This window comes from Herbaspirillum sp. Her3 (assembly GCF_057961275.1).
The window spans coordinates 5,459,452-5,485,071 of the sequence record NZ_CM176328.1 but is presented as its reverse complement, the minus strand read 5'-3'; the positions used below and the strand labels follow the sequence as shown (position 1 = coordinate 5,485,071).

The 25,620-nt window shown below is 61.2% G+C and carries 34 protein-coding genes; 31 read left to right on the top strand and 3 right to left on the bottom strand.

Annotated features, from left to right (window positions below; all coding sequences use genetic code 11):
• Position 1 precedes the first annotated feature (1 nt).
• The 24 genes from rplP (at position 2) to ACVC5H_RS24850 (ending at position 13,268) form a co-directional block, all read left to right on the top strand.
• Positions 2-421, top strand: a complete 420-nt coding sequence (gene rplP, locus ACVC5H_RS24965) for a 50S ribosomal protein L16 (protein WP_008334136.1) — start codon at positions 2-4, stop codon at positions 419-421.
• Between the two features lie 13 nt (positions 422-434).
• Complete coding sequence (rpmC, locus tag ACVC5H_RS24960; RefSeq protein WP_006464926.1) at positions 435-629, top strand: 50S ribosomal protein L29; 195 nt, start codon at positions 435-437, stop codon at positions 627-629.
• Positions 626-898 (top strand): 30S ribosomal protein S17, encoded by a 273-nt coding sequence (gene rpsQ / locus ACVC5H_RS24955; protein WP_006464925.1) that lies wholly within the window; start codon positions 626-628, stop codon positions 896-898. Before rpmC ends, rpsQ begins: the two co-directional genes overlap by 4 nt.
• A gap of 196 nt (positions 899-1,094) precedes the next feature.
• Positions 1,095-1,463 carry a 50S ribosomal protein L14 gene (gene rplN / locus ACVC5H_RS24950; protein ID WP_006464924.1) on the top strand — a complete coding sequence of 123 codons (369 nt, stop codon included), beginning with the start codon at positions 1,095-1,097 and terminating at the stop codon, positions 1,461-1,463.
• Between the two features lie 9 nt (positions 1,464-1,472).
• Positions 1,473-1,787 carry a 50S ribosomal protein L24 gene (gene rplX / locus ACVC5H_RS24945; protein ID WP_006464923.1) on the top strand — a complete coding sequence of 105 codons (315 nt, stop codon included), beginning with the start codon at positions 1,473-1,475 and terminating at the stop codon, positions 1,785-1,787.
• Positions 1,788-1,792: 5 nt separating this feature from the next.
• Positions 1,793-2,332, top strand: a complete 540-nt coding sequence (gene rplE / locus ACVC5H_RS24940; RefSeq protein ID WP_006464922.1) for a 50S ribosomal protein L5 — start codon at positions 1,793-1,795, stop codon at positions 2,330-2,332.
• Between the two features lie 7 nt (positions 2,333-2,339).
• On the top strand, positions 2,340-2,645 hold the full coding sequence (rpsN, locus tag ACVC5H_RS24935; RefSeq protein ID WP_006464921.1) for a 30S ribosomal protein S14: 306 nt from the start codon (positions 2,340-2,342) through the stop codon (positions 2,643-2,645).
• A gap of 14 nt (positions 2,646-2,659) precedes the next feature.
• Positions 2,660-3,055, top strand: coding sequence for a 30S ribosomal protein S8 (gene rpsH, locus ACVC5H_RS24930; RefSeq protein WP_006464920.1), 396 nt, complete (start codon positions 2,660-2,662; stop codon positions 3,053-3,055).
• 10 nt (positions 3,056-3,065) lie between these two features.
• A complete protein-coding gene (rplF, locus tag ACVC5H_RS24925) occupies positions 3,066-3,599 on the top strand; it encodes a 50S ribosomal protein L6 (protein WP_008334141.1) in 534 nt (177 codons plus the stop codon).
• Between the two features lie 12 nt (positions 3,600-3,611).
• Positions 3,612-3,974 (top strand): 50S ribosomal protein L18, encoded by a 363-nt coding sequence (gene rplR, locus ACVC5H_RS24920; RefSeq protein WP_050469965.1) that lies wholly within the window; start codon positions 3,612-3,614, stop codon positions 3,972-3,974.
• Positions 3,975-3,986: 12 nt separating this feature from the next.
• The gene (gene rpsE / locus ACVC5H_RS24915) at positions 3,987-4,505 is read left to right on the top strand and encodes a 30S ribosomal protein S5 (protein ID WP_006464917.1); all 519 of its coding nucleotides are present in this window, start codon (positions 3,987-3,989) and stop codon (positions 4,503-4,505) included.
• Positions 4,506-4,515: 10 nt separating this feature from the next.
• Complete coding sequence (gene rpmD, locus ACVC5H_RS24910) at positions 4,516-4,695, top strand: 50S ribosomal protein L30 (RefSeq protein ID WP_006464916.1); 180 nt, start codon at positions 4,516-4,518, stop codon at positions 4,693-4,695.
• Positions 4,696-4,721: 26 nt separating this feature from the next.
• A complete protein-coding gene (gene rplO, locus ACVC5H_RS24905) occupies positions 4,722-5,156 on the top strand; it encodes a 50S ribosomal protein L15 (protein WP_006464915.1) in 435 nt (144 codons plus the stop codon).
• A 19-nt stretch (positions 5,157-5,175) separates the two neighbouring features.
• Positions 5,176-6,507, top strand: coding sequence for a preprotein translocase subunit SecY (gene secY, locus ACVC5H_RS24900; protein WP_017453026.1), 1,332 nt, complete (start codon positions 5,176-5,178; stop codon positions 6,505-6,507).
• Between the two features lie 33 nt (positions 6,508-6,540).
• Positions 6,541-6,759: a translation initiation factor IF-1 gene (gene infA, locus ACVC5H_RS24895; protein WP_005663428.1), complete on the top strand. Its 219-nt coding sequence runs from the start codon at positions 6,541-6,543 to the stop codon at positions 6,757-6,759.
• Between the two features lie 30 nt (positions 6,760-6,789).
• The gene (gene rpmJ / locus ACVC5H_RS24890; RefSeq protein WP_013232189.1) at positions 6,790-6,903 is read left to right on the top strand and encodes a 50S ribosomal protein L36; all 114 of its coding nucleotides are present in this window, start codon (positions 6,790-6,792) and stop codon (positions 6,901-6,903) included.
• 28 nt (positions 6,904-6,931) lie between these two features.
• Positions 6,932-7,297, top strand: coding sequence for a 30S ribosomal protein S13 (gene rpsM, locus ACVC5H_RS24885; RefSeq protein WP_006464912.1), 366 nt, complete (start codon positions 6,932-6,934; stop codon positions 7,295-7,297).
• A 42-nt stretch (positions 7,298-7,339) separates the two neighbouring features.
• Entirely contained in the window at positions 7,340-7,744 is a 405-nt protein-coding gene (gene rpsK, locus ACVC5H_RS24880; protein WP_006464911.1) for a 30S ribosomal protein S11, read from the top strand.
• Between the two features lie 162 nt (positions 7,745-7,906).
• Entirely contained in the window at positions 7,907-8,530 is a 624-nt protein-coding gene (gene rpsD, locus ACVC5H_RS24875; RefSeq protein WP_017453027.1) for a 30S ribosomal protein S4, read from the top strand.
• 106 nt (positions 8,531-8,636) lie between these two features.
• Positions 8,637-9,614 (top strand): DNA-directed RNA polymerase subunit alpha, encoded by a 978-nt coding sequence (locus ACVC5H_RS24870; protein ID WP_006464909.1) that lies wholly within the window; start codon positions 8,637-8,639, stop codon positions 9,612-9,614.
• A 185-nt stretch (positions 9,615-9,799) separates the two neighbouring features.
• The gene (gene rplQ, locus ACVC5H_RS24865) at positions 9,800-10,195 is read left to right on the top strand and encodes a 50S ribosomal protein L17 (protein WP_008334167.1); all 396 of its coding nucleotides are present in this window, start codon (positions 9,800-9,802) and stop codon (positions 10,193-10,195) included.
• 151 nt (positions 10,196-10,346) lie between these two features.
• Positions 10,347-10,694, top strand: coding sequence for a divalent-cation tolerance protein CutA (gene cutA, locus ACVC5H_RS24860; RefSeq protein ID WP_489620365.1), 348 nt, complete (start codon positions 10,347-10,349; stop codon positions 10,692-10,694).
• A gap of 33 nt (positions 10,695-10,727) precedes the next feature.
• A complete protein-coding gene (dsbD, locus tag ACVC5H_RS24855; protein ID WP_489620364.1) occupies positions 10,728-12,518 on the top strand; it encodes a protein-disulfide reductase DsbD in 1,791 nt (596 codons plus the stop codon).
• A 111-nt stretch (positions 12,519-12,629) separates the two neighbouring features.
• Positions 12,630-13,268 (top strand): peroxiredoxin, encoded by a 639-nt coding sequence (locus ACVC5H_RS24850; RefSeq protein ID WP_075256122.1) that lies wholly within the window; start codon positions 12,630-12,632, stop codon positions 13,266-13,268.
• A 61-nt stretch (positions 13,269-13,329) separates the two neighbouring features.
• Here ACVC5H_RS24850 and ACVC5H_RS24845 read toward each other — a convergent pair whose 3' ends face one another.
• Positions 13,330-14,274: a LysR substrate-binding domain-containing protein gene (locus tag ACVC5H_RS24845; RefSeq protein WP_489620363.1), complete on the bottom strand. Its 945-nt coding sequence runs from the start codon at positions 14,272-14,274 to the stop codon at positions 13,330-13,332.
• 222 nt (positions 14,275-14,496) lie between these two features.
• Between ACVC5H_RS24845 and ACVC5H_RS24840 the strand changes: the two genes are divergently transcribed.
• Positions 14,497-15,636 (top strand): iron-containing alcohol dehydrogenase, encoded by a 1,140-nt coding sequence (locus ACVC5H_RS24840; protein ID WP_489620362.1) that lies wholly within the window; start codon positions 14,497-14,499, stop codon positions 15,634-15,636.
• 139 nt (positions 15,637-15,775) lie between these two features.
• Positions 15,776-17,365 carry an aldehyde dehydrogenase (NADP(+)) gene (locus ACVC5H_RS24835; RefSeq protein WP_489620361.1) on the top strand — a complete coding sequence of 530 codons (1,590 nt, stop codon included), beginning with the start codon at positions 15,776-15,778 and terminating at the stop codon, positions 17,363-17,365.
• A gap of 100 nt (positions 17,366-17,465) precedes the next feature.
• On the opposite strand, the gene hemB is transcribed toward ACVC5H_RS24835, so the two are convergent.
• Positions 17,466-18,485: a porphobilinogen synthase gene (gene hemB / locus ACVC5H_RS24830; protein ID WP_489620360.1), complete on the bottom strand. Its 1,020-nt coding sequence runs from the start codon at positions 18,483-18,485 to the stop codon at positions 17,466-17,468.
• 294 nt (positions 18,486-18,779) lie between these two features.
• A complete protein-coding gene (gene yihA, locus ACVC5H_RS24825) occupies positions 18,780-19,514 on the bottom strand; it encodes a ribosome biogenesis GTP-binding protein YihA/YsxC (RefSeq protein ID WP_489620359.1) in 735 nt (244 codons plus the stop codon).
• Positions 19,515-19,718: 204 nt separating this feature from the next.
• Here yihA and ACVC5H_RS24820 point away from each other — a divergent pair, with 204 nt between their 5' ends.
• From ACVC5H_RS24820 to ACVC5H_RS24800, 5 genes are all read left to right on the top strand, one after another.
• Positions 19,719-20,381 carry a c-type cytochrome gene (locus tag ACVC5H_RS24820; RefSeq protein WP_489620358.1) on the top strand — a complete coding sequence of 221 codons (663 nt, stop codon included), beginning with the start codon at positions 19,719-19,721 and terminating at the stop codon, positions 20,379-20,381.
• Positions 20,382-20,666: 285 nt separating this feature from the next.
• Positions 20,667-22,820 carry a cytochrome c biogenesis protein ResB gene (locus ACVC5H_RS24815; RefSeq protein ID WP_489620357.1) on the top strand — a complete coding sequence of 718 codons (2,154 nt, stop codon included), beginning with the start codon at positions 20,667-20,669 and terminating at the stop codon, positions 22,818-22,820.
• Between the two features lie 98 nt (positions 22,821-22,918).
• Positions 22,919-24,073: a c-type cytochrome biogenesis protein CcsB gene (ccsB, locus tag ACVC5H_RS24810; RefSeq protein ID WP_489620356.1), complete on the top strand. Its 1,155-nt coding sequence runs from the start codon at positions 22,919-22,921 to the stop codon at positions 24,071-24,073.
• Between the two features lie 59 nt (positions 24,074-24,132).
• Entirely contained in the window at positions 24,133-24,780 is a 648-nt protein-coding gene (locus ACVC5H_RS24805) for an HAD family hydrolase (RefSeq protein WP_489620355.1), read from the top strand.
• A gap of 68 nt (positions 24,781-24,848) precedes the next feature.
• Complete coding sequence (locus tag ACVC5H_RS24800; protein WP_489620354.1) at positions 24,849-25,439, top strand: GNAT family N-acetyltransferase; 591 nt, start codon at positions 24,849-24,851, stop codon at positions 25,437-25,439.
• Positions 25,440-25,620: the final 181 nt, after the last annotated feature.

The following is a 25,620-nucleotide window of genomic DNA, read 5'->3' as shown; positions in this document are numbered from 1 at the left end:
CATGCTGCAACCAGCACGTAGAAAATATCGTAAAGAACAAAAAGGTCGTAACACCGGCATTTCGCACACCCGCGGAACCGCCGTCTCGTTCGGCGATTTTGGTCTGAAGGCAACCGGCCGCGGCCGTATCACTGCCCGTCAGATCGAAGCTGCTCGTCGTGCGATGACCCGTCACATCAAGCGCGGTGGTCGTATCTGGATCCGCGTCTTCCCGGACAAGCCAATTTCCCAGAAGCCCGCAGAAGTGCGTATGGGTAACGGTAAGGGTAATCCGGAGTACTACGTGGCTGAAATCCAGCCGGGTAAGGTACTGTACGAGATGGACGGTGTGGACGAAGCCCTGGCGCGCGAGGCGTTCCGTTTGGCTGCTGCCAAATTGCCGCTGTCGACGACTTTCGTTGTTCGCCAAGTCGGTCAATAATTAGGAGCGGAACATGAAAGCATCTGAACTCCGCGGTAAGGACAAGGCAGGACTGGAAAAGGAACTGGGCGAGCTGTTGAAAGCTCAGTTCAGCCTGCGCATGCAAATTGCGACCCAGCAACTGAACAATACCGCACAGCTGAAGAAGGTACGTCGCGACATCGCACGTGTGAAAACTGTGATCAACTCGAAGGATGGCCAACAATGAACGATCAAGTGAAACAAGCGCTCAAGCGCACGCTGATTGGCAAAGTTGTGTCGGACAAGATGGATAAGACCGTCACTGTCGAAATCGAGCGTCAAATGAAGCACCCGCTGTACGGCAAGATCATCAAGCGCACCAAGAAGTACCACGCGCATGATGAGCAAAACTCGGCGAAGGCCGGCGATGTGGTGGAAATCACCGAAAGCCGTCCGATCTCCAAGACGAAGTCGTGGACCGTGACCCGTGTGGTACAGGAAGCACAAATCGTCTAAGTAGTAAATGTAGTACTTGCGTGCTCGATATTATGCTGCCATAATATCGAGCTCTTTCTTTGCAAAACAAAGTTTGCAGGGAAAGGCTCAAGAGTAGCTCTATTCGTCCCCTAACTAGCGAGTTCGCTTGCTAACAGGACCAAGACTGACCGCCAGCGCATCCTGCGAAGCGGATTAAGTTGGGAAAGAAAATATCATGATTCAAACTGAAAGCCGGCTCGAAGTGGCCGACAACACTGGTGCGCGCGAAGTTCTGTGCATCAAGGTCTTGGGTGGTTCCAAGCGCCGCTATGCGGGCATTGGCGATGTGATCAAGGTTACTGTCAAGAGCGCAGCACCGCGTGGTCGCGTCAAGAAGGGTGAAATTTATAACGCTGTCGTCGTTCGTACCGCCAAGGGCGTGCGTCGTCAGGATGGTTCGCTGGTCAAGTTCGATGGTAATGCTGCCGTCCTGCTGAACGCCAAGCTGGAGCCCATCGGCACCCGTATCTTTGGGCCGGTGACTCGTGAGCTGCGTACAGAGCGCTTCATGAAGATCGTCTCCCTGGCGCCTGAAGTTCTGTAAGGAGTGGTCATGGCAAAGATTCGTAAAAACGATGAAGTCATCGTGTTGACCGGCAAAGACAAGGGCAAGCGCGGTGTCGTGACTGCTCGCGTCAGCGCCGATTATGTCGTCGTGGAAGGCGTGAACGTCGCAAAGAAGGCGACCCGTCCGAACCCGATGACGGGTGCAACTGGCGGCATCGTCGATAAGCTGATGCCAATTCATGTGTCGAACGTCGCGTTGTTCAACGCTGCGACCGGCAAGGCAGATCGTGTGGCTTACAAGGAAGTGGACGGCAAGAAGGTCCGCGCTTACAAGTCCAACGGCGAAGTCGTTAAGGTTTAAACATCATGGCACGTCTTCAACAGTTTTATAAAGATAAGGTCGTCGCCGATCTGACTACGAAGTATTCGTACAAGTCGGTGATGGAAGTTCCGCGCATCCTGAAGATCACCCTGAACATGGGTCTGTCCGAAGCAGTTGCGGACAAGAAGATCATCGAGCACGCCGTTGGCGATCTGACCAAGATCGCTGGCCAGAAGCCGGTGGTGACCAAGGCTCGCAAGGCTATCGCAGGTTTCAAGATCCGCGAAGGCTACCCGATCGGTTGCATGGTGACCCTGCGTGGCGCCCGCATGTACGAATTCCTGGATCGTCTGATCACCGTGGCCCTGCCGCGCGTGCGTGACTTCCGTGGCGTGTCCGGTCGTGCGTTCGATGGTCGTGGCAACTACAACATCGGTGTGAAAGAGCAGATCATCTTCCCCGAAATTGAGTACGACAAGATCGATGCACTGCGTGGCATGAACATCAGCATCACCACGACTGCAAAGACCGACGACGAAGCGAAGGCGCTTCTCGCCGCATTTAAATTCCCGTTCAGAAACTGAGGATGCCATGGCAAAACTGGCACTGATTAACCGTGAACAGAAGCGCGCAGAAATGGTGAAGAAGTATGCTGCCAAGCGCGCCGAGTTGAAGGCTATTATCGACGACCAATCGAAGTCGGATGAAGAGCGTTACGAAGCCCGCCTGAAGCTGCAGGCCCTGCCGCGTAACTCCGCTCCGACCCGCCAGCGCAACCGTTGCGCGCTGACTGGCCGTCCCCGTGGTACTTTCCGCAAGTTCGGATTGGGCCGTATCAAGGTCCGTGAAATCGCCATGCGCGGCGAAATCCCGGGTTTGACCAAAGCTAGCTGGTAATAGGAGAAGAAGCAATGAGTATGAGCGATCCTATCGCCGATATGCTGACCCGTATCCGCAATGCGCAAGGCGTGAACAAGACTACCGTCGTCATGCCGTCTTCCAAAGTGAAGGTCGCCATTGCCAACGTCCTCAAGGACGAGGGTTATATCGAAGATTTCGCCGTGGTTGCCGCTGATGGCAAGGCTGAATTGAAAATCGGTTTGAAGTATTACGCTGGCCGTCCGGTCATCGAGCGCCTGGAGCGCGTGTCCCGTCCGGGTCTGCGCATCTACAAGGGCAAGGACGATATCCCCAACGTCATGAACGGCCTGGGTGTGGCAATCGTGTCCACCCCGCGCGGCGTGATGACTGATCGCAAAGCACGCGCAACCGGTGTCGGTGGCGAAGTGATTTGCTACGTGGCCTAAGGAGTGCAAGATGTCTCGTGTAGGTAAAATGCCTGTTGCACTGCCGAATGGCGCGGAAGCGACCATCACTGCAGAGCAAATCACCGTCAAGGGCCCGCTGGGCTCCTTGACCCAACCGCTGACCAAGAAGGTCAAGGTGGTCAACAACAATGGCTCGCTGAGCTTCGAAGTGGCTGATGACAGCCGCGAAGCCAACGCGATGTCGGGCACCCTGCGTGCTCTGGTCAACAACATGGTCAACGGCGTCACCAAGGGCTTCGAAAAGAAGCTGAACCTGGTTGGCGTGGGTTTCCGTGCTCAAGCACAAGGCGACAAGCTGAACCTGTCGCTGGGCTTCTCGCACCCCATCGTTCACCAGATGCCTGCCGGCATCAAGGTTGAGACCCCGACCCAGACCGAAATCCTGATCAAGGGTATCGATCGCCAGGTGGTTGGCCAGGTCGCCGCTGAAATTCGCGCGTACCGCGAACCCGAACCCTATAAGGGCAAGGGTGTGCGCTACGCTGACGAAGTGGTGACGCTCAAAGAAACCAAGAAGAAGTAATAGGGGTTGACGATGGACAAGAAACAATCTCGCCTGCGCCGTGCGACTCAGACTCGCGCCAAGATCGCAGAACTGAAGGTGAATCGTCTGGCTGTGCACCGTACCAACACGCACATCTACGCCAGCGTCATCGGCCCCGACGCCAACGTGCTGGCTTCCGCTTCCACCCTGGAAGCCGAAGTCCGCGCCCAGCTGGCAGGTCAGTCCGGCAAGGGCGGCAATGCTGCCGCTGCTGCCCTGATCGGCAAGCGCGTGGCGGAGAAGGCTCTGAAGGCCGGTGTGACTGAAGTCGCATTCGACCGCTCCGGTTTCCGTTATCACGGTCGCGTCAAGGCGCTGGCTGAGGCTGCGCGTGAAGCCGGCCTGAAGTTCTAAGGATTATCGATCATGGCAAAAATGCAATCGAAAACGCAAAGCGACAAGCCTGATGACGGCATGCGCGAAAAAATGATCGCGGTCAACCGCGTCACCAAGGTGGTGAAGGGCGGCCGCATCATGGGTTTCGCAGCGCTGGCAGTGGTCGGTGACGGCGATGGCCGCATCGGCATGGGCAAGGGCAAGTCCAAGGAAGTGCCCGTGGCCGTGCAGAAGGCGATGGAAGAAGCCCGCCGCAAGCTGATCAAGGTGACCCTGAAGAACGGTACCGTGCAACACACCGTCATCGGCAAGCACGGCGCTTCGTCGGTGATGATCTCGCCGGCCAAGGACGGTACTGGCGTCATCGCCGGTGGTCCGATGCGCGCGATCTTCGAGGTGATGGGCGTGACCAACGTGGTGGCCAAGTCGACCGGTTCGACCAACCCCTACAACATGGTCCGTGCCACCCTGGACGGTCTGTCGAAGATGAACACTCCGGCTGAAATTGCTGCCAAGCGCGGCAAGTCGGTCGAAGAAATCCTGGGCTAAGGTGATCGAGATGGCTAACACAATCAAAGTCAAGCTGGTCAAGGGTCTGATCGGTACTCGTCAGGACCACCGCGCCACCGTGCGCGGTCTGGGTCTGCGTCGCGTCAACTCGGTGTCCGAACTGGAAGACACCCCGTCGGTGCGCGGCATGATCAACAAAGTGTCCTATCTTGTGAAAGTTGTGTCGTAAGCCGCGGCTTGCGAACGGAGCGAATCATGCAATTAAACACTATCCAACCCGCAGAAGGCGCAAAGCACGCTAAGCGTCGCGTCGGTCGTGGTATCGGTTCTGGCCTGGGCAAGACGGCCGGCCGTGGCCACAAGGGTCAGAAGTCGCGTTCGGGCGGTTTCCACAAGGTCGGCTTTGAAGGCGGCCAGATGCCCCTGCAACGTCGTCTGCCCAAGCGCGGTTTCAAGTCGTTGGCTACGCCCTACAAGGCTGAAGTGCGCCTGTCCGACCTGGAAAAGCTGCCCGTCGCCGAGATCGACGTGCTGGCACTGAAGCAAGCCGGCCTCGTGTCGGAACTGGCTCGTGTCGTGCGTATCATCAAGGCTGGCGAACTGACCAAGAAGGTAACCGTCAAGGGTCTGATCGCAACCGCTGGTGCCAAGGCCGCTATCGAAGCTGCCGGTGGTTCCATCGCTGAGTGATCCGGTCCCGGAGCATTAATTGGCAACTACTCCTCAATTAGCAAAAGGCGCCGCAAAAGGATTCCCCTGGGGTCGTTTGTGGTTCCTGCTGGGGGCGTTGATCGTTTATCGCATCGGTGCACATATCCCGGTTCCGGGTATTGATCCGACGCAGTTGGCGCAGCTGTTCAAGCAGAATCAGGGCGGCATTCTGGGCATGTTCAACATGTTCTCCGGTGGTGCCCTGTCGCGCTTTACGATCTTCGCACTGGGGATCATGCCGTATATCTCGGCATCGATCATCATGCAGCTGCTGTCGGTGGTTTCGCCGCAGCTGGAAGCATTGAAGAAAGAGGGTGAAGCCGGTCGTCGCAAGATCACGCAGTACACCCGTTACGGCACCCTGGTGCTGGCGACCTTCCAGGCGCTGGGCATTGCGGTGGCGCTGGAATCGCAAGCCGGCCTGGTGCTGGATCCGGGTCTGGCCTTCCGTCTGACCACGGTGGTGACGCTGATTACCGGTACGATGTTCCTGATGTGGCTGGGTGAACAGATCACTGAACGTGGCCTGGGCAATGGCATCTCGATCATCATCTTCGCCGGTATTGCGGCAGGTCTGCCGAATGCTCTGGGTGGCTTGTTCGAGCTGGTCCGTACCGGTTCGATGAACGCTCTGTCGGCAATCCTGATCTGTGCGATCGTGGGTCTGGTGACGTTCCTGGTGGTCTTCATCGAACGTGGCCAGCGCAAGATCCTGGTGAATTATGCGAAGCGTCAGGTCGGCAACAAGATCTACGGTGGCCAGAGCAGCCACTTGCCGCTGAAGCTGAACATGGCTGGTGTGATCCCGCCGATCTTTGCATCGTCGATCATCCTGTTCCCGGCCACGATCACCAGCTGGTTCACCTCGGGTGACACGTCGAATCCCTTCATTCGTTTCCTGAAGGATCTGGCGGCATCGATGGCACCAGGCGAACCGATCCATGCGTTGCTGTATGCGGTAGCTATCGTCTTCTTCTGCTTCTTCTACACCGCACTGGTGTTCAACAGCAAGGAAACGGCAGACAACCTGAAGAAGAGTGGTGCTTTTGTTCCGGGTATCCGTCCGGGTGACCAGACCGCGCGTTATATCGACAAGATCCTGATGCGCCTGACCCTGGCCGGCGCCGTGTACATCACCTTGGTGTGCCTGCTGCCAGAGTTCCTGATCGCACGCTGGAAGGTGCCGTTCTACTTCGGTGGCACATCGCTGCTGATCATTGTGGTCGTGACGATGGATTTCATGGCCCAAGTGCAGAACTATGTGATGTCGCAGCAGTATGAATCGTTGCTCCGCAAAGCTAATTTCAAGGGTGGCATGACACCGCGATAAGCGGGCTCATGCTCCAGAGGAAGAAGACACGGAATGGCAAAAGACGACGTTATTCAGATGCAGGGCGAGATTCTTGAAAATCTGCCCAACGCGACATTCAGGGTTAAGTTGGAAAACGGTCACGTTGTACTCGGCCATATTTCCGGCAAGATGCGCATGAATTACATCCGCATCCTGCCCGGCGATAAGGTAACGGTGGAACTGACGCCTTACGATTTGAGCCGGGCACGTATCGTGTTCCGAACCAAGTAACAGTGAAACATTGAAAGAAAGAGGGCCACAATGAAAGTGCTCGCATCAGTCAAGCGGATCTGCCGCAACTGCAAAATCATCAAGCGCAATGGCATCGTTCGTGTGATCTGCACCGAACCCCGCCATAAGCAGCGCCAGGGTTAACTTAACGTTATTGATCGAGGAATAACGAATGGCACGTATTGCAGGGGTCAACATCCCCAACCATCAGCACACCGTGATCGGCCTGACCGCCATCTACGGTATTGGCCGTCCGCGCGCACAAGACATTTGCGCTGCTACCGGCGTTCCGACCAACAAGAAGGTCAAGGACCTGGACGATAACGAGCTGGAAAAGCTGCGTGACGAAATCGCCAAGTTCGTCGTGGAAGGCGATCTGCGCCGTGAGTTGTCCATGAACATCAAGCGTTTGATGGACCTGGGTTGCTACCGCGGCCTGCGTCACCGTCGTGGTCTGCCGGTCCGTGGTCAACGCACCCGCACCAACGCCCGTACTCGCAAGGGTCCGCGCAAGGCCGCTCAATCGCTGAAGAAATAATCCCGGCAGGCGCAAGCACTGGTCGGATTCAAGGAAGAAATTATGGCAAAGTCCCCCAACAACGCAGCAGCATCGCGTGTTCGTAAGAAAGTCAAGAAGAACGTTGCTGAAGGCATCGCGCACGTTCACGCTTCGTTCAACAACACCATCATCACGATCACCGACCGTCAGGGCAACGCTCTGTCGTGGGCAACTTCGGGTGGTGCTGGCTTCAAGGGTTCGCGCAAGTCGACTCCGTTCGCAGCCCAGGTCGCCGCTGAAAGCGCCGGCAAGGTTGCCATCGAATGCGGCATCAAGAACCTGGAAGTGCGTATCAAGGGCCCCGGCCCGGGCCGTGAATCCGCAGTGCGCGCTCTGAACAACCTGGGCATCAAGATCACCCAGATCCAGGACGTGACCCCGGTCCCGCACAACGGCTGCCGTCCGCCGAAGCGCCGTCGCATCTAAGTTGTAGTATAATCTTGCGTTTTCGCCTGTCACTCAGGCAAAAGCGCAGGCAAATCACCCGCCAATCACCTTGGCGGGTTTTGTTCTTAAGACCACTGTCTGGCCGCATGCAGGTCAGACTAGCGTCCGGCAACATGGGACGTCATTGATAAAGGAAATACCGTGGCACGTTATATCGGACCGAAAGCAAAACTCTCCCGCCGCGAAGGCACCGACCTGTTCCTCAAGAGCGCACGCCGCTCGCTGGATTCCAAGTGCAAGCTGGACTCCAAGCCGGGTCAGCACGGCCGCACCTCGGGCGCCCGCACCTCCGACTACGGCAACCAGCTGCGTGAAAAGCAGAAGGTCAAGCGCATGTACGGCGTCCTCGAGCGCCAGTTCCGCCGCTACTTCGCTGAAGCCGACCGCCGCAAGGGCAACACCGGCGAAACCCTGCTGAAGCTGCTGGAATCCCGTCTGGACAACGTCGTCTACCGCATGGGCTTCGGCTCGACCCGCGCTGAAGCGCGTCAGCTGGTGTCCCACAAGGCCCTGACCGTGAACGGTCAAGTCGTCAACATCGCTTCGTACTCCGTCAAGGCTGGCGACGTGGTTGCCGTCCGTGAAAAGGCCAAGAAGCAAGTGCGTATCGCCGAAGCCCTGTCGCTGGCCGAATCGAACGGTTTCCCGCAGTGGGTTTCCGTGGATTCGAAGAAGCTGGAAGGCACCTTCAAGTCCGCTCCGGACCGTAGCGAAATCGCTGCCGACGTCAACGAATCGCTGATCGTCGAACTGTACTCGCGTTAATTCGTAGTACCGCCGTACCCCTGTGCCCACCTCATGGTGGGCATTTTTCCGAACTGCCATCAGCCTTATCGGTGTAACGAGCCGAGGGTATTGAAAAGGACAATTCATGCAAAACAGTTTGTTGAAGCCCCGCATCATCGAAGTGGAAACCCTGGCCCCCGGTCACGCAAAGGTCGTGATGGAGCCGTTCGAGCGTGGTTACGGTCACACCCTAGGCAACGCGCTGCGTCGCGTGCTGCTGTCGACCATGAGCGGTTACGCTCCCACCGAAGTGACCATCGCTGGTGTGGTGCACGAATATTCGTCGCTGGACGGCGTGCAGGAAGACGTCGTGGACATCCTGCTGAACCTGAAGGGCGTGGTCTTCAAGCTGCACAACCGTGACGAAGTGACCCTGACCCTGAAGAAGGAAGGCGAAGGCGCCGTCCTGGCTTCCGATATCGATCTGCCGCACGACGTCGAACTGATCAACCCGGATCACGTCATCGCCAACCTGACCGGTGGCGGCAAGCTGGACATGCAGATCAAGGTAGAAAAGGGCCGTGGCTACGTGCCGGGTAACGTGCGTCGCCTGTCCGAAGACACCAACAAGACCATCGGCCGCATCATCCTGGATGCGTCGTTCTCGCCGGTGCGCCGCGTGTCCTACGCCGTCGAGTCCGCTCGTGTGGAACAGCGTACCGACCTGGACAAGCTGGTCATGAACATCGAGACCAACGGCGTCATCACTCCGGAAGAAGCGATCCGCCAGTCGGCTCGCGTGCTGGTCGATCAACTCAACGTGTTTGCTGCCCTGGAAGGCACCGAAGCGACTGCAGAAGCACCGTCGCGCGCACCGCAGGTCGATCCTATCCTGCTGCGTCCGGTCGACGACCTGGAACTGACCGTCCGTTCGGCAAACTGCCTGAAGGCCGAGAACATCTACTACATCGGCGACCTGATCCAGCGCAGCGAAAACGAGCTGCTGAAGACCCCGAACCTGGGTCGCAAGTCGTTGAACGAAATCAAGGAAGTCCTGGCTTCGCGTGGCCTGACCCTGGGCATGAAGCTGGAAAACTGGCCGCCGGCTGGTCTGGAAAAGTAATTCACGTCACCTGGCGGGCTGCGGTGCGAGCCGCACCGCCGGCTGATATGAAGCAGCACCTGAAGTATCCGTCGTATCCGTAGCAAAAAACCTTATCCGTCATTTACCGGTCCGCGGTCCGGACAGCCTAGCTGGCCTGCCGATAGAAGAACTGGATCAAAACTGTAACCTGAAAGGAAATTACCATGCGTCACCGTCACGGTCTCCGCAAACTGAATCGTACTTCGTCCCACCGTCTGGCCATGCTGCGCAACATGACCGTTTCGCTGCTGCGTCATGAAGCCATCAAGACCACCCTGCCGAAGGCCAAGGAACTGCGTCGCGTCGTCGAGCCGATCCTGACCCTGGGCAAGACCGACACCCTGGCCAACAAGCGCCTGGCCTTCAACCGCCTGCGCGACCGCGAAATCGTCGGCAAGCTGTTCTCCGAACTGGGCCCGCGCTACGCAGCCCGTAACGGCGGCTACCTGCGCATCCTGAAGATGGGCTTCCGCCAAGGCGACAACGCACCGATGGCCTTCGTCGAGCTGGTCGATCGTCCGGAAGTCACCGACGCTGCTGACGCTCCGACCGCTGAATAATTCACCGGGCGCTGCATCATCGACAAAAAGCCAGGCTCTGCCTGGCTTTTTTTGTTTTGCGCGCCTGCATTTTCTTTCACGCGGCTGATATGCGCCGTCACGCCTGGCCTCCGGATGTGGTTGAATACGGCTTCTGCAAGGAGACCCATCCATGTCCGCTTCCCTGTTGAACCAGCCGCTGCTGGTGCTGGCCAATGTGCCGGACCAGGCATTGGCCGAACGCATTGCCGATGCCCTGGTGGAACAAGGCCTGGCCGCCTGCGTCAACATCCTGGCGCCGGCCAGGTCGGTCTATCGCTGGCAGGGCAAGGTCCAGCGCGACACCGAGATCCCCTTGCTGATCAAGACCACCCAGGCGCGCTATCAGGAACTGGAGCAGGCGATTGTCCAACTCCATCCCTACGACGTGCCCGAGATCATCGCCCTGCCGATCACGGCCGGCCTGCCCGCTTATCTGGCGTGGATGCAGGATGAGACCGCCCGGCCCCTGCGCGTGTAAGCACCCACCGCCCCCTTCGAACGAGGAACACCGTTGAACCGCATCAACCGGCGCGAGCGCCTGACAAGACTTCCCCTGCTGGTCGTACTGGCCCTCCTGGCGCTGCTGGGCCTGCTGCTGGCCAAGGCCGCCAAGGCAGCGGACGATTACCTGCCGCCCGAACAAGCCTTCCAGCTCAGCGGCCGCATGATCGATGCCCAGACTTTGGAGCTGAGCTATCGCATCGCTGATGGCTACTACATGTACCGGGACCGTTTCCACTTCAGCGCCGAGGGTGCCACGCTGGGAGAGCCCCAGTTTCCGGCGGGTAAACGCAAGTATGACGAAAACTTCCAGAAGGAAGTCGAAACCTACCACCAGTCGGTGACGGCGCGTATTCCGGTGAGCGGCGCAGTGAAGGATTTTGTCGTTTTGGCGGTTTCCCAAGGCTGCGCCGACAAGGGCTTGTGTTATCCACCGATGACCTTGAAGCTGTCCATGTCGCCCCAGGCCATCGGCCAGAGCGTGAGTCCGGCCGGTGCCGAGGGTGCGAGCCAGAGTGCCGGTGGCAGCGACATCGACGGCATCGCCGCCGTGCTCAAGGGCGGCAAGCTGTGGCGCATCCTGTCGCTGTTCTTCGTGCTGGGCATCGGCCTGGCGTTTACGCCTTGTGTGCTGCCGATGCTGCCCATCCTGTCTTCCATCATCGTTGGCCAGGCGCCGGCTGCGGGTGGTGGACGGGCCCGGAGCTTCCTGCTCTCGGTTGATTATTCGCTCGGCATGGCGCTGGTCTATACGGCACTGGGCGTGGTCGCCGGGATGCTGGGCGAAGGCTTGTCGGCGTATCTGCAGAATCCCTGGGTGCTGGGCGCCTTCGCGCTGTTGATGGCGGGACTGGCCTTGTCGATGTTCGATCTCTACACGCTGCAGGTGCCCGCTGCGCTCCAATCCAAATTATCCACAGCCTCCGGCGGCGGCAGTGGCAAATGGCTGGGCGTATTCCTGATGGGCGCGATCTCGGCGCTGATCGTCGGCCCCTGCGTGGCCGCCCCGCTGGCCGGTGCATTGCTCTACATCAGCCAGACCGGCAATGTCGTGCTGGGCGGTAGCGCCCTGTTTGCCATGGCGGCCGGCATGAGCGTGCCGCTGCTGCTGATCGGCGCCTCGGCCGGCGCGCTGCTGCCGCGTGCCGGGGCCTGGATGGATGCGGTCAAGCGCTTCTTTGGCGTGTTGATGCTGGGCACGGCGCTGTGGATGGTCTCGCCGGTCATCCCGGCCTGGCTGCAGGTGGCGGGCTGGGCGGCCCTGGGCATCGGCTATGGCGCCTTCCTGTTGTGGACCCGTCCAGCCGGATGGATGTCCCGTGGGCTCGGGCTGGCGGTGGTTACGCTGGGCTTGCTGCAGCTGGTCAGTGTCGTCACGGGCGGACGCGATCCGCTGGCGCCGCTGTCACATCTGCGCGGGCAATCCGTTGCGGCCGGTGCTACCGATTTCGTGCGCATCCGCTCCAGCGCCGAGCTGGATGCAGCGCTACAGCAAAACGCTGCCGGCGAGCGCCGCCCGGTCATGCTGGATTTCTATGCCGACTGGTGCGTGTCCTGCAAGGAAATGGAACGCTTCACCTTTACCGACCCGCGCGTGAAGGAACGTTTCGGCCAGATGCTGCTGCTGCAGATCGACGTCACCGCCAACAATGCCGATGACCGCGCCATGTTGAAGCGCTTCAATCTCTTCGGTCCGCCCGGCATCATGTTCTTCGATGCCGATGGACGGGAACTGACGTCGCGCCGTGTGATCGGTTACCAGGATGCCGACAAGTTCATTTCTACGTTGCAAAACCTGTAGTTTCCTCATGTCCCAAGGTAATTTGAAAAGCACTTTATAGTCGTTGGCCCGAGGCTGGCCCCGCGTTATAGTCAGCCTTCTGTTTTCATTCTGTCCACCAAGGAGACCACCATGACGTTGCGCCTGGGCGATACCGCACCGGATTTCGAGCAAGAATCCTCGATCGGCAAGATCAAATTCCACGACTGGGCGGGTGACTCCTGGGTCGTGCTGTTCTCGCACCCGGCCGACTTCACGCCGGTCTGCACCACCGAGCTGGGCCTGACCGCCAAGCTGAAGCCCGAATTCGACAAGCGCAACGTCAAGGCCATCGCGCTGTCGGTGGATGGTGCCGAGGCCCATAACCAGTGGATCAAGGACATCGAGGAAACTCAGCAGACCGTGGTCGGCTTCCCCATCGTGGCCGACGTCGACAAGAAGGTCGCGGGTCTCTACGACATGATCCACCCCAACCAGTCTGAAACCGCCACCGTGCGTTCGCTCTTCGTCATCGATCCGAAGAAGAAGGTACGCCTCATCATCACTTACCCGATGAGCACCGGCCGCAACTTCGACGAAGTGCTGCGCGTCATCGATGCGCTACAACTGACCGATGGTTACACCGTGGCTACGCCGGGCAACTGGAAGGATGGCGATGACGTCATCATCCCGCTGTCGATCAAGGATGAGGAAACCATCAAGCAGAAGTATCCCAAGGGCTACAAGGCACCGCGTCCTTACCTGCGCATTACGCCGCAGCCGAACAAGTAATCGTTGCGTCGGAATCCATCAGAAAGCGCTCCTGCGGGAGCGCTTTTTGTTTGCCCTTTCATCAGGCTTGCGGCGCCACCGTGCGCGCAAAGCCCTCCAGGAACAGCCGGGCAACCGGCGAGAGCAGGGTGCCGCGCCGCGTCACCAACTGGTAGGGCTCGCTGCGGGTATGCAGTGTCAGGGGCAGGATGCGCGTCATGCCAAAGCGCGTACAGAACTGCGCCACATCCACCGACAGCAGCGCCACGAAGTGCGGATTCTTCTGCAGCAGTGACAAGGTGGTGAAGGCCGAGGTGGTTTCCATCAGGTGCAACGGGAAGCGCAAATCGGCATTGTGGAATTCTCGCTCCAGCGTCACCCGCATGGGCATGTTGGCCGAATAGACCACCCAGCGCGAATCGGCCAGGTCGGCCAGTTGCAGGCTCTGTGCCCCGGCCAGCGGATGCTGCACGCTGGCCACCACGGCCAGCTCTTCGTCATGGATGTTGAAGGCGTCATAGAGGTCCGGGCGCTGGCTGATACTGGTGCGGCAGATCGCCAGATCCAGCCGGCCCTGGTCCAGCAGGCGCAGCAGGCGGGCGCTGGTATCTTCAACGATCTCCACCGACAGGGCAGGGTGTGCCTCCAGCAATTGCGTGAGCGCATCGGTCAGCAGCGGCACCGCGCCCATGATGGTGCCCACGGCCAGCCGTCCACCATGGCCTTGCATGATGGATAACATTTCTTCACGCAGGTGGGTCAGGTCGGTCTGGATCAGCCGTGCATAGCGGATCACGCAATGGCCCAGCTCGGTGGGCTCCAGGCCGCGATTGGTGCGGGTGAACAATTGTGCGCCCAAGGTACTCTCGATTTCCTGCAAGGCCTTGCTGGCACCCGGCTGGGTGAGGGCGACCTGTTCGGCCGCCTTGAGCAGGGAGCCATGGTCCGACAGCGCGATGAGCAGGCGCAACTGGCGCAGGTGCAGGCGCGAAGTGATGGAGGCCAGCGAAGGCAGGGTGTTTTGCATGGCAATCGTCCTTGAAGAAGCGCTTAGTATGAGCGTTGGTTATACCCATATCAACAGCTCTCATTAGCCAAGGCGTCCGCGATGGCTTAGAGTCTGGCTTTCAAAATCCGGACGCCAGAGCGACGATGCGGCTTTGGGAGGTTCCGGAAGATGCCCGCCGAGAGCGGAACCGGTGGGGGCATCTATAAATCAAGGCTATGTAATGGCACGCTAGGCAAGCTAATGGCACTCATCAACTACATCACCCAGGTCCAGTTCGACTATGGCGCGCTGGCCCTGCTGCAGCAGGAATGCAACCGCCTGGGCATCAGCAAGCCGCTGGTGGTGACCGACATGGGCATCCGCAACGCCGGCCTGCTGGACAAGGTGCTGGCCCAGTTGACGGAGGGCGCCAGCGCCGTGGTCTATGACCAGACCCCGCCCAACCCCAACGAGGGTGCGGTACGCGCGGCCGTGGCGCTGTTTCGTGCGCATGGCTGTGATGGCATCGTGGCCGTCGGTGGCGGTTCCTCCATCGACCTGGCCAAGGGCGTGGCCGTGTGCGGTACGCATGAGGGGCCGCTGAAATCCTTCGCGTTGATCGAAGGCGGCCTGGCCAACATTACCGCCAGGACCGCCCCGGTGATCGCCATCCCGACCACGGCCGGCACCGGCAGCGAAGTCGGCCGTGGCGCCATCCTCATTCTCGATGATGGCCGCAAGGTCGGCATCATCTCGCCGCATCTGGTGCCCAGGCTGGCCATCTGCGACCCCGAACTGACCCTGGGCCTGCCGCCGCTGATGACGGCCGCCACCGGCATGGATGCCATCGCACATTGCCTGGAAACCTTCATGGCCCCGGCTTTCAATCCGCCGGCCGATGGCATCGCGCTGGACGGCCTGTGGCGCGCCTGGGCGCACATTGAGCGCGCTACCCGCGAACCCGGCGACCGCGAGGCGCGGCTGAACATGATGAGCGCCTCCATGCAGGGCGCCATGGCCTTCCAGAAGGGGCTCGGTTGCGTGCACAGCTTGTCGCACTCGCTGGGCGGCATCAATCCCAGGCTGCACCACGGCACCTTGAATGCCATCTTCCTGCCGGCCATCATCGCCTTCAACGAAAGCGCGCCCAGCATGGTCAAGGACAACAAGATGGCGCGCATGGCCCACGCCATGGGCCTGTCCGGTGGGGCCGAGATCGGCCCGGCGATCCGCGCGATGAGCCGTCGCCTGGGCTTGCCTGCAGGTCTGGGCGAGCTGGGCGTGAGTGAAGAACTGTTCCCCCGGATCATCCAGGGCGCACTGGCCGACCACAGCCACAAGACCAATCCGCGCGACGCCTCGGAACAGGATTACCTGCACATGCTGCAGCAATCCATGTGATGGCCGACAATGAACAGCGCGGGCAGGCCAGCACCGGCCTGTCCGCATGTCCCCCTCAGCTGCTCCCGCCTTGTGCGGGTGCGGTTTTCTTGCCTGACCCGGCCACGGGCGGCATCAACGACACCAGCAGGAGCACAACGTGAGCTACAAGATCCTTGGACACAACTACATCGGCGGCCAGCGCAGCGGCCAGGGCGACGTTGCCCTGCACAGCGTGGACGCGACCACCGGCGCCCTCTTCGAAACGCCCTTCCTGACCGCCACCGAAAAGGAAGTCGCGGCCGCCGTGGAAGCCGCCGAGAAGGCCTATCCCCTGTACCGCGCCATCCCGGCCGAGCAGCGCGCGCTGTTCCTGGAAGCCATCGCTGACGAGATCGACGCCCTGGGCGACGACTTCCTCGCCGCCGTGGCCCGCGAAACCGCCCTGCCGGCCACGCCACGCCTGGCTGGCGAGCGCGCCCGCACCAGCGGCCAGATGCGCCTGTTCGCCAAGGTCCTGCGCCGTGGCGACTTCTACGGTGCCCGTATCGATACCGCCCTGCCGCAGCGCCAGCCGCTGCCGCGTCCGGACATCCGCCAGTACAAGATCGGCGTGGGTCCGGTGGCTGTCTTTGGCGCCAGCAACTTCCCGCTGGCCTTCTCGGTGGCCGGTGGCGATACCGCCGCCGCCCTGGCGGCCGGCTGCCCGGTGGTGTTCAAGGCCCACAGCGGCCACCTGGTGACCTCCGAACTGGTGGCCGATGCCATCGAGCGCGCCGTCAAGAAGACCGGCATGCCGGCCGGTACCTTCAACATGATCTACGGCGACCGCGTGGGCGCCCAGCTGGTCAAGAGCGCCGGCATCCAGGCCGTGGGCTTTACCGGCTCGCTGCGCGGTGGCCGCGCCCTGTGCGACATGGCCGCGGCCCGTCCGCAGCCGATCCCGGTGTTCGCCGAAATGTCCAGCATCAACCCCATCATCCTGATGTCCGAAGCGCTGAAGGTGCGCGGTGACGCCATCGCCAAGGACCTGGCCGGTTCGGTCACGGTCGGCGTGGGCCAGCTGTGTACCAGCCCGGGCCTGCTGCTGGGTGTGCGTTCGCCGGAACTGACCGCCTTCATCGAGAAGCTGTCGGCAGCCTTTGGCGGCACCAATCCGGCCACCATGCTCAACAGCGGCGGCCTGACCCACTACAACGGCGGCGTGGCACGCCTGACCCAGCTGCCGGGCGTGAAGGTGATCGCCACCGGCGGCACCAGCTACACCCAGGCCGTGCCACACCTGTTCAAGGCCGATGCCGCGCTGCTGTTCTCCAAGGAAGCACCGCTGGAAGAAGAAGTCTTCGGCCCCTCCACCGTCATCGTCGAACTGGAAAGCCGTGAACAATTGCTGGACTTCGCCGCCAAGATGAACGGCCAGCTGACCGCCACCTTGCAAGCCGAAATCGGCGACCTGCAAGGCAACCAGGACCTGATCGCGATTCTCGAACAGAAGGCCGGCCGCCTGCTGCTGAACGGCTTCCCGACCGGTGTCGAGGTGTGCGATGCGATGGTCCACGGCGGCCCGTATCCGGCCACTTCCGACGCGCGTGGCACCTCGGTGGGCACGCTGGCCATCGAGCGCTTCCTGCGCCCGGTGTGCTACCAGAACTATCCGGACGCGATGCTGCCGGCCGCGCTGCAAAACGCCAATCCGCTGGGCCTGATGCGCCTGGTCGATGGCGAACAGACGCGCGCCACCATCGGATAAGGCTTGATCCGTCTTTGAGCAAGAGGTCCGATGTGGATCGGACCATGTTCGACGCATCCCGGGTAACCGGGGTGCGTTTTTTTTCGTCCTTGCAGATTGGTCAGCCTTGCTTGAGCTTGCGCGCGATGTCCAGCGCGAAGTAGGTCAGCACGCCATCGGCGCCGGCGCGCTTGAAGGCCATCATGGCTTCCATCATGGTCTTGTCGTGGTCCAGCCAGCCGTTCTGGGCAGCGGCCTTGATCATGGCGTATTCACCGCTGACCTGATAGGCGAAGGTGGGCACGCGGAATTCATCCTTCACGCGGCGCACGATGTCCAGATAGGGCATGCCCGGCTTGACCATCACCATGTCGGCGCCTTCCTGCAGGTCCAGCGCCACTTCGCGCAGGGCTTCGTCGCTGTTGGCCGGGTCCATCTGGTAGGTGGACTTGCTGCCCTTGCCCAGGTTGGCGGCCGAGCCGACCGCATCGCGGAAGGGACCGTAGAAGGCCGAGGCGTACTTGGCCGAATAAGCCATGATGCGGGTGTAGATATGGCCCTTGGCCTCCAGCATGGCGCGGATGGCGGCGATGCGGCCATCCATCATGTCCGACGGCGCCACCACGTCCACGCCGGCGTCGGCCTGGGTTTGCGCCTGCCGGACCAGCAGGGCCAGGGTTTCGTCGTTGAGGATGTAGCAGGTTTCATCCAGCACGCCATCCTGGCCGTGGCTGGTGTAGGGGTCCAGTGCCACATCGCACAACACACCCAGTTCCGGGAAGCGGTCTTTGAGCGCGCGCACCACGCGCGGGATCAGGCCATCGGGATTGGTCGCTTCGATGCCGTCGGGCGTCTTCAGGGATGGATCGATCACCGGGAACAGCGCCAGCACCGGCACGCCCAGCTTCACGCATTCCTCGGCTACCGGCAGCAGCGCATCCAGCGACAGGCGCTCCACGCCCGGCAGCGAGGGCACGGGCGTGCGCAGGTTCTGGCCTTCCTGCACGAATACCGGGTAGATCAGGTCGGCACTGGTGATGACGTTTTCGGCCATCAGGGCACGCGAGAAAGCGTCGCGGCGCATGCGGCGCATGCGCAGGGCGGGGTAGCCGGCGTTGGAACTGAAATCGGTCAAGGACATAGGTCAGCTTTCAAAAATTAGATGTTATTTGAGGCGATCTTGGAATTATTTCGAGACAAATATCGCTATCTTCGGAGATTTGATTCCTTTGATTGCGAATCTGCCCAAATTTCCACGACTTACTTTATCTTGGCGGCAGGTGATTTTTTTCACCTCCCGCTTCCCCTTCCCTCCCTGAGCGGGGCTGATCGCGCAAGCGAAAGGCGTTCTGCCCCCGGAGAATATCCCTGTTCTCCGGGGGTTTTTTTATTCATGCGTTGTACTCCGTTTGGAAGGTTCTTGCCTTGTCGGCGATCAGGCTTGTGAGCTTTCGGCTCCGGATTCGGCCGTACCCTCAGCGTCGGCGGGCACCGGCGGCGTGGCCGGTTCGTTGAGGCCGGCCAGTTCCAGGATCTTGTCGTTGGCTTCTTCCAGGCCGATGCGTTTGAGGGCCGAGAACAGTTGGGCCGTGAACGGGAAGGGCTGGCCGTCTGCATCCACATAGCTTTGCAGGAAGGTCTGGGCCTGGCGCAGGGCATTGGTGGATTCGTTGCGGTTGAGTTTGTCGGCCTTGCTCAGGATGCAATGGATGGGTTTGCCGGTGGGGGCGAACCATTCGATCATCTGGATATCGAGATCGGTGAAGGGACGGCGCGAATCGACGATCATCACCAGAGCCGCCAGCTGCTCGCGCTGGCGCACGTAGTCGCCCAGCAGCGCCTGCCAGTGGTGCTTGGCCGAGCCGGACACTTCCGCATAGCCGTAACCGGGCAAGTCCACCAGCATGGCGCGGATCTCGTCGGGGCGCGCCTCGTCATTGCGGTGCTGGCCCACGTGGGCGCCGCCCAGCGAGAAATAGTTGATGTGCTGGGTGCGCCCCGGCGTCTTGGAGGCGAAGGCCAGGCGCTTCTGGTTGCACAGCACGTTGATGGCGCTGGACTTGCCGGCGTTGGAACGGCCGGCGAAGGCGATCTCTGGCACACTGGTCTTAGGCAGGTCCCGCAGGTGATTGACGGTGGTGAAGAAACGGGCTTGCCAAAGTTGCGACATGGTGGGGGGAAATCCGAAAGAGGAGGGAAAAACGCGGAAAAGCTATTGTACAATGGCCCGAAACCCAACGCCTCGTTGACGCCCAGCAAGCAAAAAATATGGCGGCCATTGGAGACAGGTCAAACAACAGGCATTTGGGAAGGGGGCAGCCAGCCGCCGAACGGGCAAAATCTCTCAATTCCACAATAAGTATTAGGGTGACGAATGAACCGTGCCTTTTCCCCACTGTTGTATACCGTTCTTGCTGCCGTGCTGGCAGTGTCCTCGGCGGCCCATGCGGCCGATGACAAGAAAGCCCCGATCAAGGCCGATCCGGTCAAGGGGGAAGCCCTCTACACCAATGGCGACAATGCCCGCAACATCGTGGCCTGCGTGTCCTGCCACGGTGCGGCCGGCAATTCGACCATTACCCAGAATCCCAAGCTGGCGGGCCAGCACGAGGCCTACATCGCCAAGCAGCTGCTCAATTTCCGTACGCCCGAGCGCAACAACCCGGTGATGACGCCGATGGCCAAGGCGCTCTCGGATGAAGACATCCATAACGTCGCCGCCTACCTGTCGGCCCAGGCGCCCAAGCCGGGCGCGGCCAAGAACAAGGAAACCATCGAGCTGGGCAAGCACATCTGGCGCGCCGGTATCGCTGCCAAGAACGTACCGGCCTGCGCCGGCTGCCACAGCCCCAATGGTGCCGGCATCCCGTCGCAGTATCCGCGCCTGGCCGGCCAGCACCAGGACTACACGATGGCCCAGCTGACCAACTTCCGTGGCGGCGCACGCACCAACAGCACGCAAATGACAGCCATCGCCGACCGCCTTTCGGACAAGGAAATCAAGGCCGTGGCCGACTACATTGCCGGTTTGAAGTAAGCAGCCTGCCGCCGCTGGACGGCGCGGGCAGAAAAAAGGCGGCCGGCGTGCCGCCTTTTTTCGTGTGGATTGACGCACGTCGTGGCGCACGATCCCGGTTGCGCGGCATGATGCTTTCCCGCCGGACTACCCACAATCGCCCCGGCAACCCCGCGTTGCGCAGCCGCGTAGCACGGACTTTCTCCCGGAGCGGTAGAATTCCGGGTTCGCATCGCTTTGCCCGCTGGCAAGGAGATCCCCAAAAGGTAAGCGGAACCGGCAGGCCCGGTCCGGTAAGGCAGGAATATGACGACGGGCAGCAGTACCCAAGGAATCCAGATCAGGACTCGCCAGCGCTGGCTGGGTGAGGCCGTGGAACTGATCTCATCGATGCGCTTTGCGATCAGCCTCTTGACGCTGATTGCCATCGCCTCGGTGATCGGCACGGTGATGAAGCAGAACGACCCGATGCCCAACTACGTCAACCAGTTCGGCCCGTTCTGGTTCGAGATCTTCGACAAGCTGGGCTTGTATGCGGTTTATTCGGCCTGGTGGTTCCTGCTGTTCATGGGCTTCCTGGTGCTGTCGACCTCGCTGTGCATCGCCCGCAACGCGCCAAAAATGCTGCGCGACGTCAAAAGCTGGCGCGACAACGTGCGCGAGCAGTCGCTGCGCAATTTCCATCACAAGCATGAATGGACCACTGCCGAAGCCCCGGCCGAGGCCGCTGCGCGGCTGGCCCGCCAGGTTGGTGCGCGGGGCTACAAGACCAAACTGGCCGACAAGGACGGCGGCACGCTGCTGGCGGCCAAGCAGGGCGCGGCCAACAAGTGGGGCTACATTTTCGCGCACGCGGCCATCGTCATCATCTGCCTGGGCGGCTTGCTCGATTCGGACTTGCCGATCCGCTTCCAGCAATGGTTCTATGGCAAATCGGCCTTTGCCGGCAATGGCATCATTGCCGACATCCCGGAACGCTATCGCCTGGGGCTGAACAACCCGACCTTCCGCGGCAACACGCTCATCCCGGAAGGCTCCAGCAGCAGCACCGCCATCATCCCGCAGAAGGATGGCGTGATGATCCAGGACCTGCCCTTCACCATCCAGCTCAAGCGCTTCATCATCGATTTCTATTCGACCGGCATGCCCAAGCTCTTCGCCAGCGAAGTGGTGGTGCGCGACCATGAAACCGGCAAGGAGACCGCCGCCACCATCAAGGTCAACGAACCGCTGATCTACAAGGGCGTGGCGATCTACCAGTCCAGCTTCGAGGATGGTGGCAGCAAGCTCAAGCTGGTCGGCTATCCGATGCGCGGCGGCACCAACAGCCACTTCGAGCTGTCCGGCGAAGTCAACGGCAGCACGCCGCTGCCGGCCGGCATGGGCGACTACACCATCGAATGGAGCGGTTTCCGTCCCTTCAACGTGGAGAACATGCAGACCCAGGGATCCGGCTCGACCTCGGGCGATGCCCGCGCGGTCAACGTCGGCAAGAACGTCAATCGCGGCTTCATCGCCGATCTCGACAAGCATCTCGGCTCGGGCGCCAAGAACGCCAACAGCAAGGACTTCAAGAATGTCGGCCCGAGCGTGCAGTACAAGCTGCGCGACAAGACCGGCCAGGCGCGCGAATACTTCAACTACATGCAGTCGCTGCCCATCGATGGCGCCGACGTCTTCCTGGCCGGCATGCGCGAGCAGCCTGACCAGCCCTTCCGCTACCTGCGCATTCCCGCCGATGACCAGGACAGCGTAGCCGAATGGATGCGCCTGCGCGCCGCCCTGGCCAATCCGGCCCTGCGCGAGGAAGCGGCGCGCCGCTATGCGCGCCAGGCCATCAGTGGCGGGCGTGAAACGTCACCCGCGCTGCGCGAGCAACTGGAGCAATCGGCGCTACGCGGCCTGACCATCTTCGCTGGCGACGGCAAGGTCTCCGGCTACATTGCCGTCACCCGCTTCCTGGAACAACTGCCCGCGGCCGAGCAGGAAAAGGCCGCCGACATCTTCATGAAGATCCTCAACGGCAGCATGTGGGAACTGTGGCAAGCCGCGCGCGCCCAGGATGGGCTGGGGCCGGTGGCCAGCGACGAGAAGCATGGCCGCTATCTGCAGCTGGCCATCAATGCCCTGGCCGATGCCGCGTTCTACCCGGCGCCGGTGTTCCTGCAACTATCGGGCTTCCAGGAGATCAAGGCCTCGGTGCTGCAGGTGACGCGTTCGCCCGGCAAGAAGGTGGTGTATCTGGGCTGCCTGTTCCTGGTACTGGGCGTGTTCGCGATGCTGTACATTCGTGAACGGCGCCTGTGGATCTGGATCAAGCCCGGCCCCGATGGCCAGGGCAGCCAGGCGCTGCTGGCCATGAGCACGCAGCGCCGCACGCTGGACTTCGACAAGGAATTCGAACAGATGAAAGGCCGTCTGACCGGTGCGGGACATCCCGCGCAAGGTCCCTCGGCCTAGTACCCTCATGCCGCCGGATTACGGCGGCCATTCTCCCGAGCGTTGCGCCAGGGCCTTGCCCGGTAGCATCGTCCGGGACAGCAGCAGTGGAGAACGCAATGCAACTGACCCAAGCAAACCAGGCCTACGAGCAAGAGCAAGGCTTCTTCCGGCGCCTCGGCATCGTCGACTGGATTTACGCCGCCGCCCTGGTGGCGGGCTCGCTGTACGCCTTCGGGCGTTTCGGCAGCTACATGGATTACTACGAGAAAGCCGTGCTGCTGCTGGCCGCGCCGACCTTCGCCTGGCTGGGCTGGCACTGGAAGCCGGTGCGCCTGCTGATGCTGGTGATCGCGGTACTGTCGCTGGGGGCCATCGCCATGTATGGCGGGGCGCTGGAGCTGGCCGACAAGAAATTCTTCCTCAAGTACATGCTCTCCAGCCAGTCCGCCATCCTGTGGATGAGCGCGCTGTTCTGCCTGTCCACGCTGTTCTACTGGGGCGGCCTGGCCACCCGGGCCGGCACCGGCAGCGCGATCGGCTCGCGCCTGTGCTGGGCCGCCGTGGTACTGGGCTTTACCGGCATGATGGTGCGCTGGTACGAGTCCTACCTGATCGGCCCGGATGTGGGCCACATCCCGATTTCGAATTTATATGAAGTTTTCGTCCTGTTCTGCCTGATTACGGCGCTTTTCTACCTGTATTACGAAGAACGTTACGCCACGCGCCAGCTCGGCGCCTTCGTGCTGACGGTCATCACGGCGGCAGTGGGTTTCCTGATGTGGTATACCGTCTCGCGGGATGCCGCCGAGATCCAGCCGCTGGTACCGGCGCTGCAAAGCTGGTGGATGAAGATCCACGTGCCGGCCAATTTCATCGGCTACGGCACCTTCGCCCTGGCCGCCATGGTGGCGGTGGCCTACCTGCTGCGCGAGCGCGGCATCCTGGCCGACCGCCTGCCCACGCTGGAGGTGCTCGATGACGTGATGTACAAGGCCATTGCAGTCGGCTTTGCCTTCTTCACCATCGCCACCATCCTGGGTGCGCTATGGGCGGCCGAGGCCTGGGGCGGCTACTGGTCGTGGGATCCCAAGGAAACCTGGGCCCTGATCGTCTGGCTCAACTATGCGGCCTGGCTGCACATGCGCCTCATGAAGGGCCTGCGTGGCCGCACCGCCGCGTGGTGGGCGCTGGTGGGCCTGCTGGTGACGACCTTTGCCTTCCTGGGGGTGAACATGTTCCTCTCGGGCCTGCATTCCTACGGCGAACTTTGATGGCGCAGGCGGCTCCTTGAAGAGGGCGGCCCCCGCCCTCTGAATCACAAGGAGCAACGATGAAGCACCCCTCTGCCGCGCCGGAACTGGTCATCTTCGACTGCGACGGCACCCTGGTCGACAGCGAAGTGGTAGCCGCGCGTGCCTGGTCCGAATATGTAGCCGGGTATGGCGTCGTGCTCAGTCCCGAGGAAGCGCTGGCGCGCTTTCGCGGGGTGAGCATGAAGTGGTGTATCTCGCATATCGAGCAATTGAGCGGCCGGGCGCTGCCGGGGCATTTCGAGCAGGAGCTGCGCGCGCTCATGGGCGGCATGCTGGAGCAGCACCTGCAACCCATCAGCGGTGCCCTCGAGATGGTGGAGCAGCTGCACCTGCCCTTCGCCCTGGCCTCCAACGCCCCGCATCACAAGATCGAGCTGTGCCTGCGCGTGACCGGCCTGTTGCCGCATTTCGCCGGCCGCATCTTCAGCGCCTACGACGTGCAGCGCTGGAAACCCGATCCGGCCCTGTTCTTGTTCGCTGCCGACCGCCTGGGCGTGGCCCCGCAGCGCTGCGCGGTGGTGGAAGACAGCCTGCCTGGCGTACAGGCCGGAGTGGCAGCGGGCATGCGGGTGATCGCCCTGCAGGAGCATGGCGTGCATCCGGAAATGCCGGAGGGGGTGGCGGTCATCACCCATCTGGCGCAGTTGCGCGCGCAACTGGGCTGACCGCAGGGACAGTTCCCGCTGCGCCCGATTTCGGTAAGATCAGCAAGAAACTTCACCCAACGGTTCCCATGCTCCGCTCCCTAGACCGCGAACGGCAAATCATCTATTGCGACCGCGCCATCGAAGTGCGTCCGCTGGGCCTGCGCGAGGCCCCGGCGCTGTATGACGCCGTACACCAGTCGCGCGCTGCCATCAGCCAGTGGGAAGCCTGGTGCACGCCCGATTACGGCTTGCTGGACGCCAAGCTGTTCCTGCAGCGCTCCATCGAGCAATGGCATGTCCATGCGGCCTACGACTTCAACATCATCGATCGCAGCAACGGCCTGGTGATCGGCTCGGTGGCCGTCAACCAGGTCAGCCAGCTGAACCAGATGGCCAACCTGGGCTACTGGGTGCGCGAGGGTTATACCGGGCGCGGCATCGCCGCCCTGGCCGCGCGGGCGGCGGCGGCCTTCGCCTTTTCCAAGACCGGCCTGACCCGCCTGGAAATCGTCGCCCAGGCCGGCAACCTGCGCAGCCAGCGGGTCGCTGAAAAGGCCGGGGCGACGCTGGAATGCCTGGCCCGCAATCGCCTGGTCTTTCATGGCGAACCACGCGATGCGAAGGTTTTTTCACTGGTGCCGGCCGACCTGGGGCTGCCTATCCCGGTGCGGACCTGAGCTGTCGCAGCACCTGATAAATATGCCGTTGAGTAAGTTTTTCGTCACTTTTTTGTCGCGTCACGTGAAGAAAGATACGTTTCGCAACACTTTTTTTTCATTTTTTTTGTTCAGTAAAAGTGCACAATCCGGCGCATTCTGACAGCGCTGTCAGCCTTGATGGCTGCGGGTTTGCGCCGTT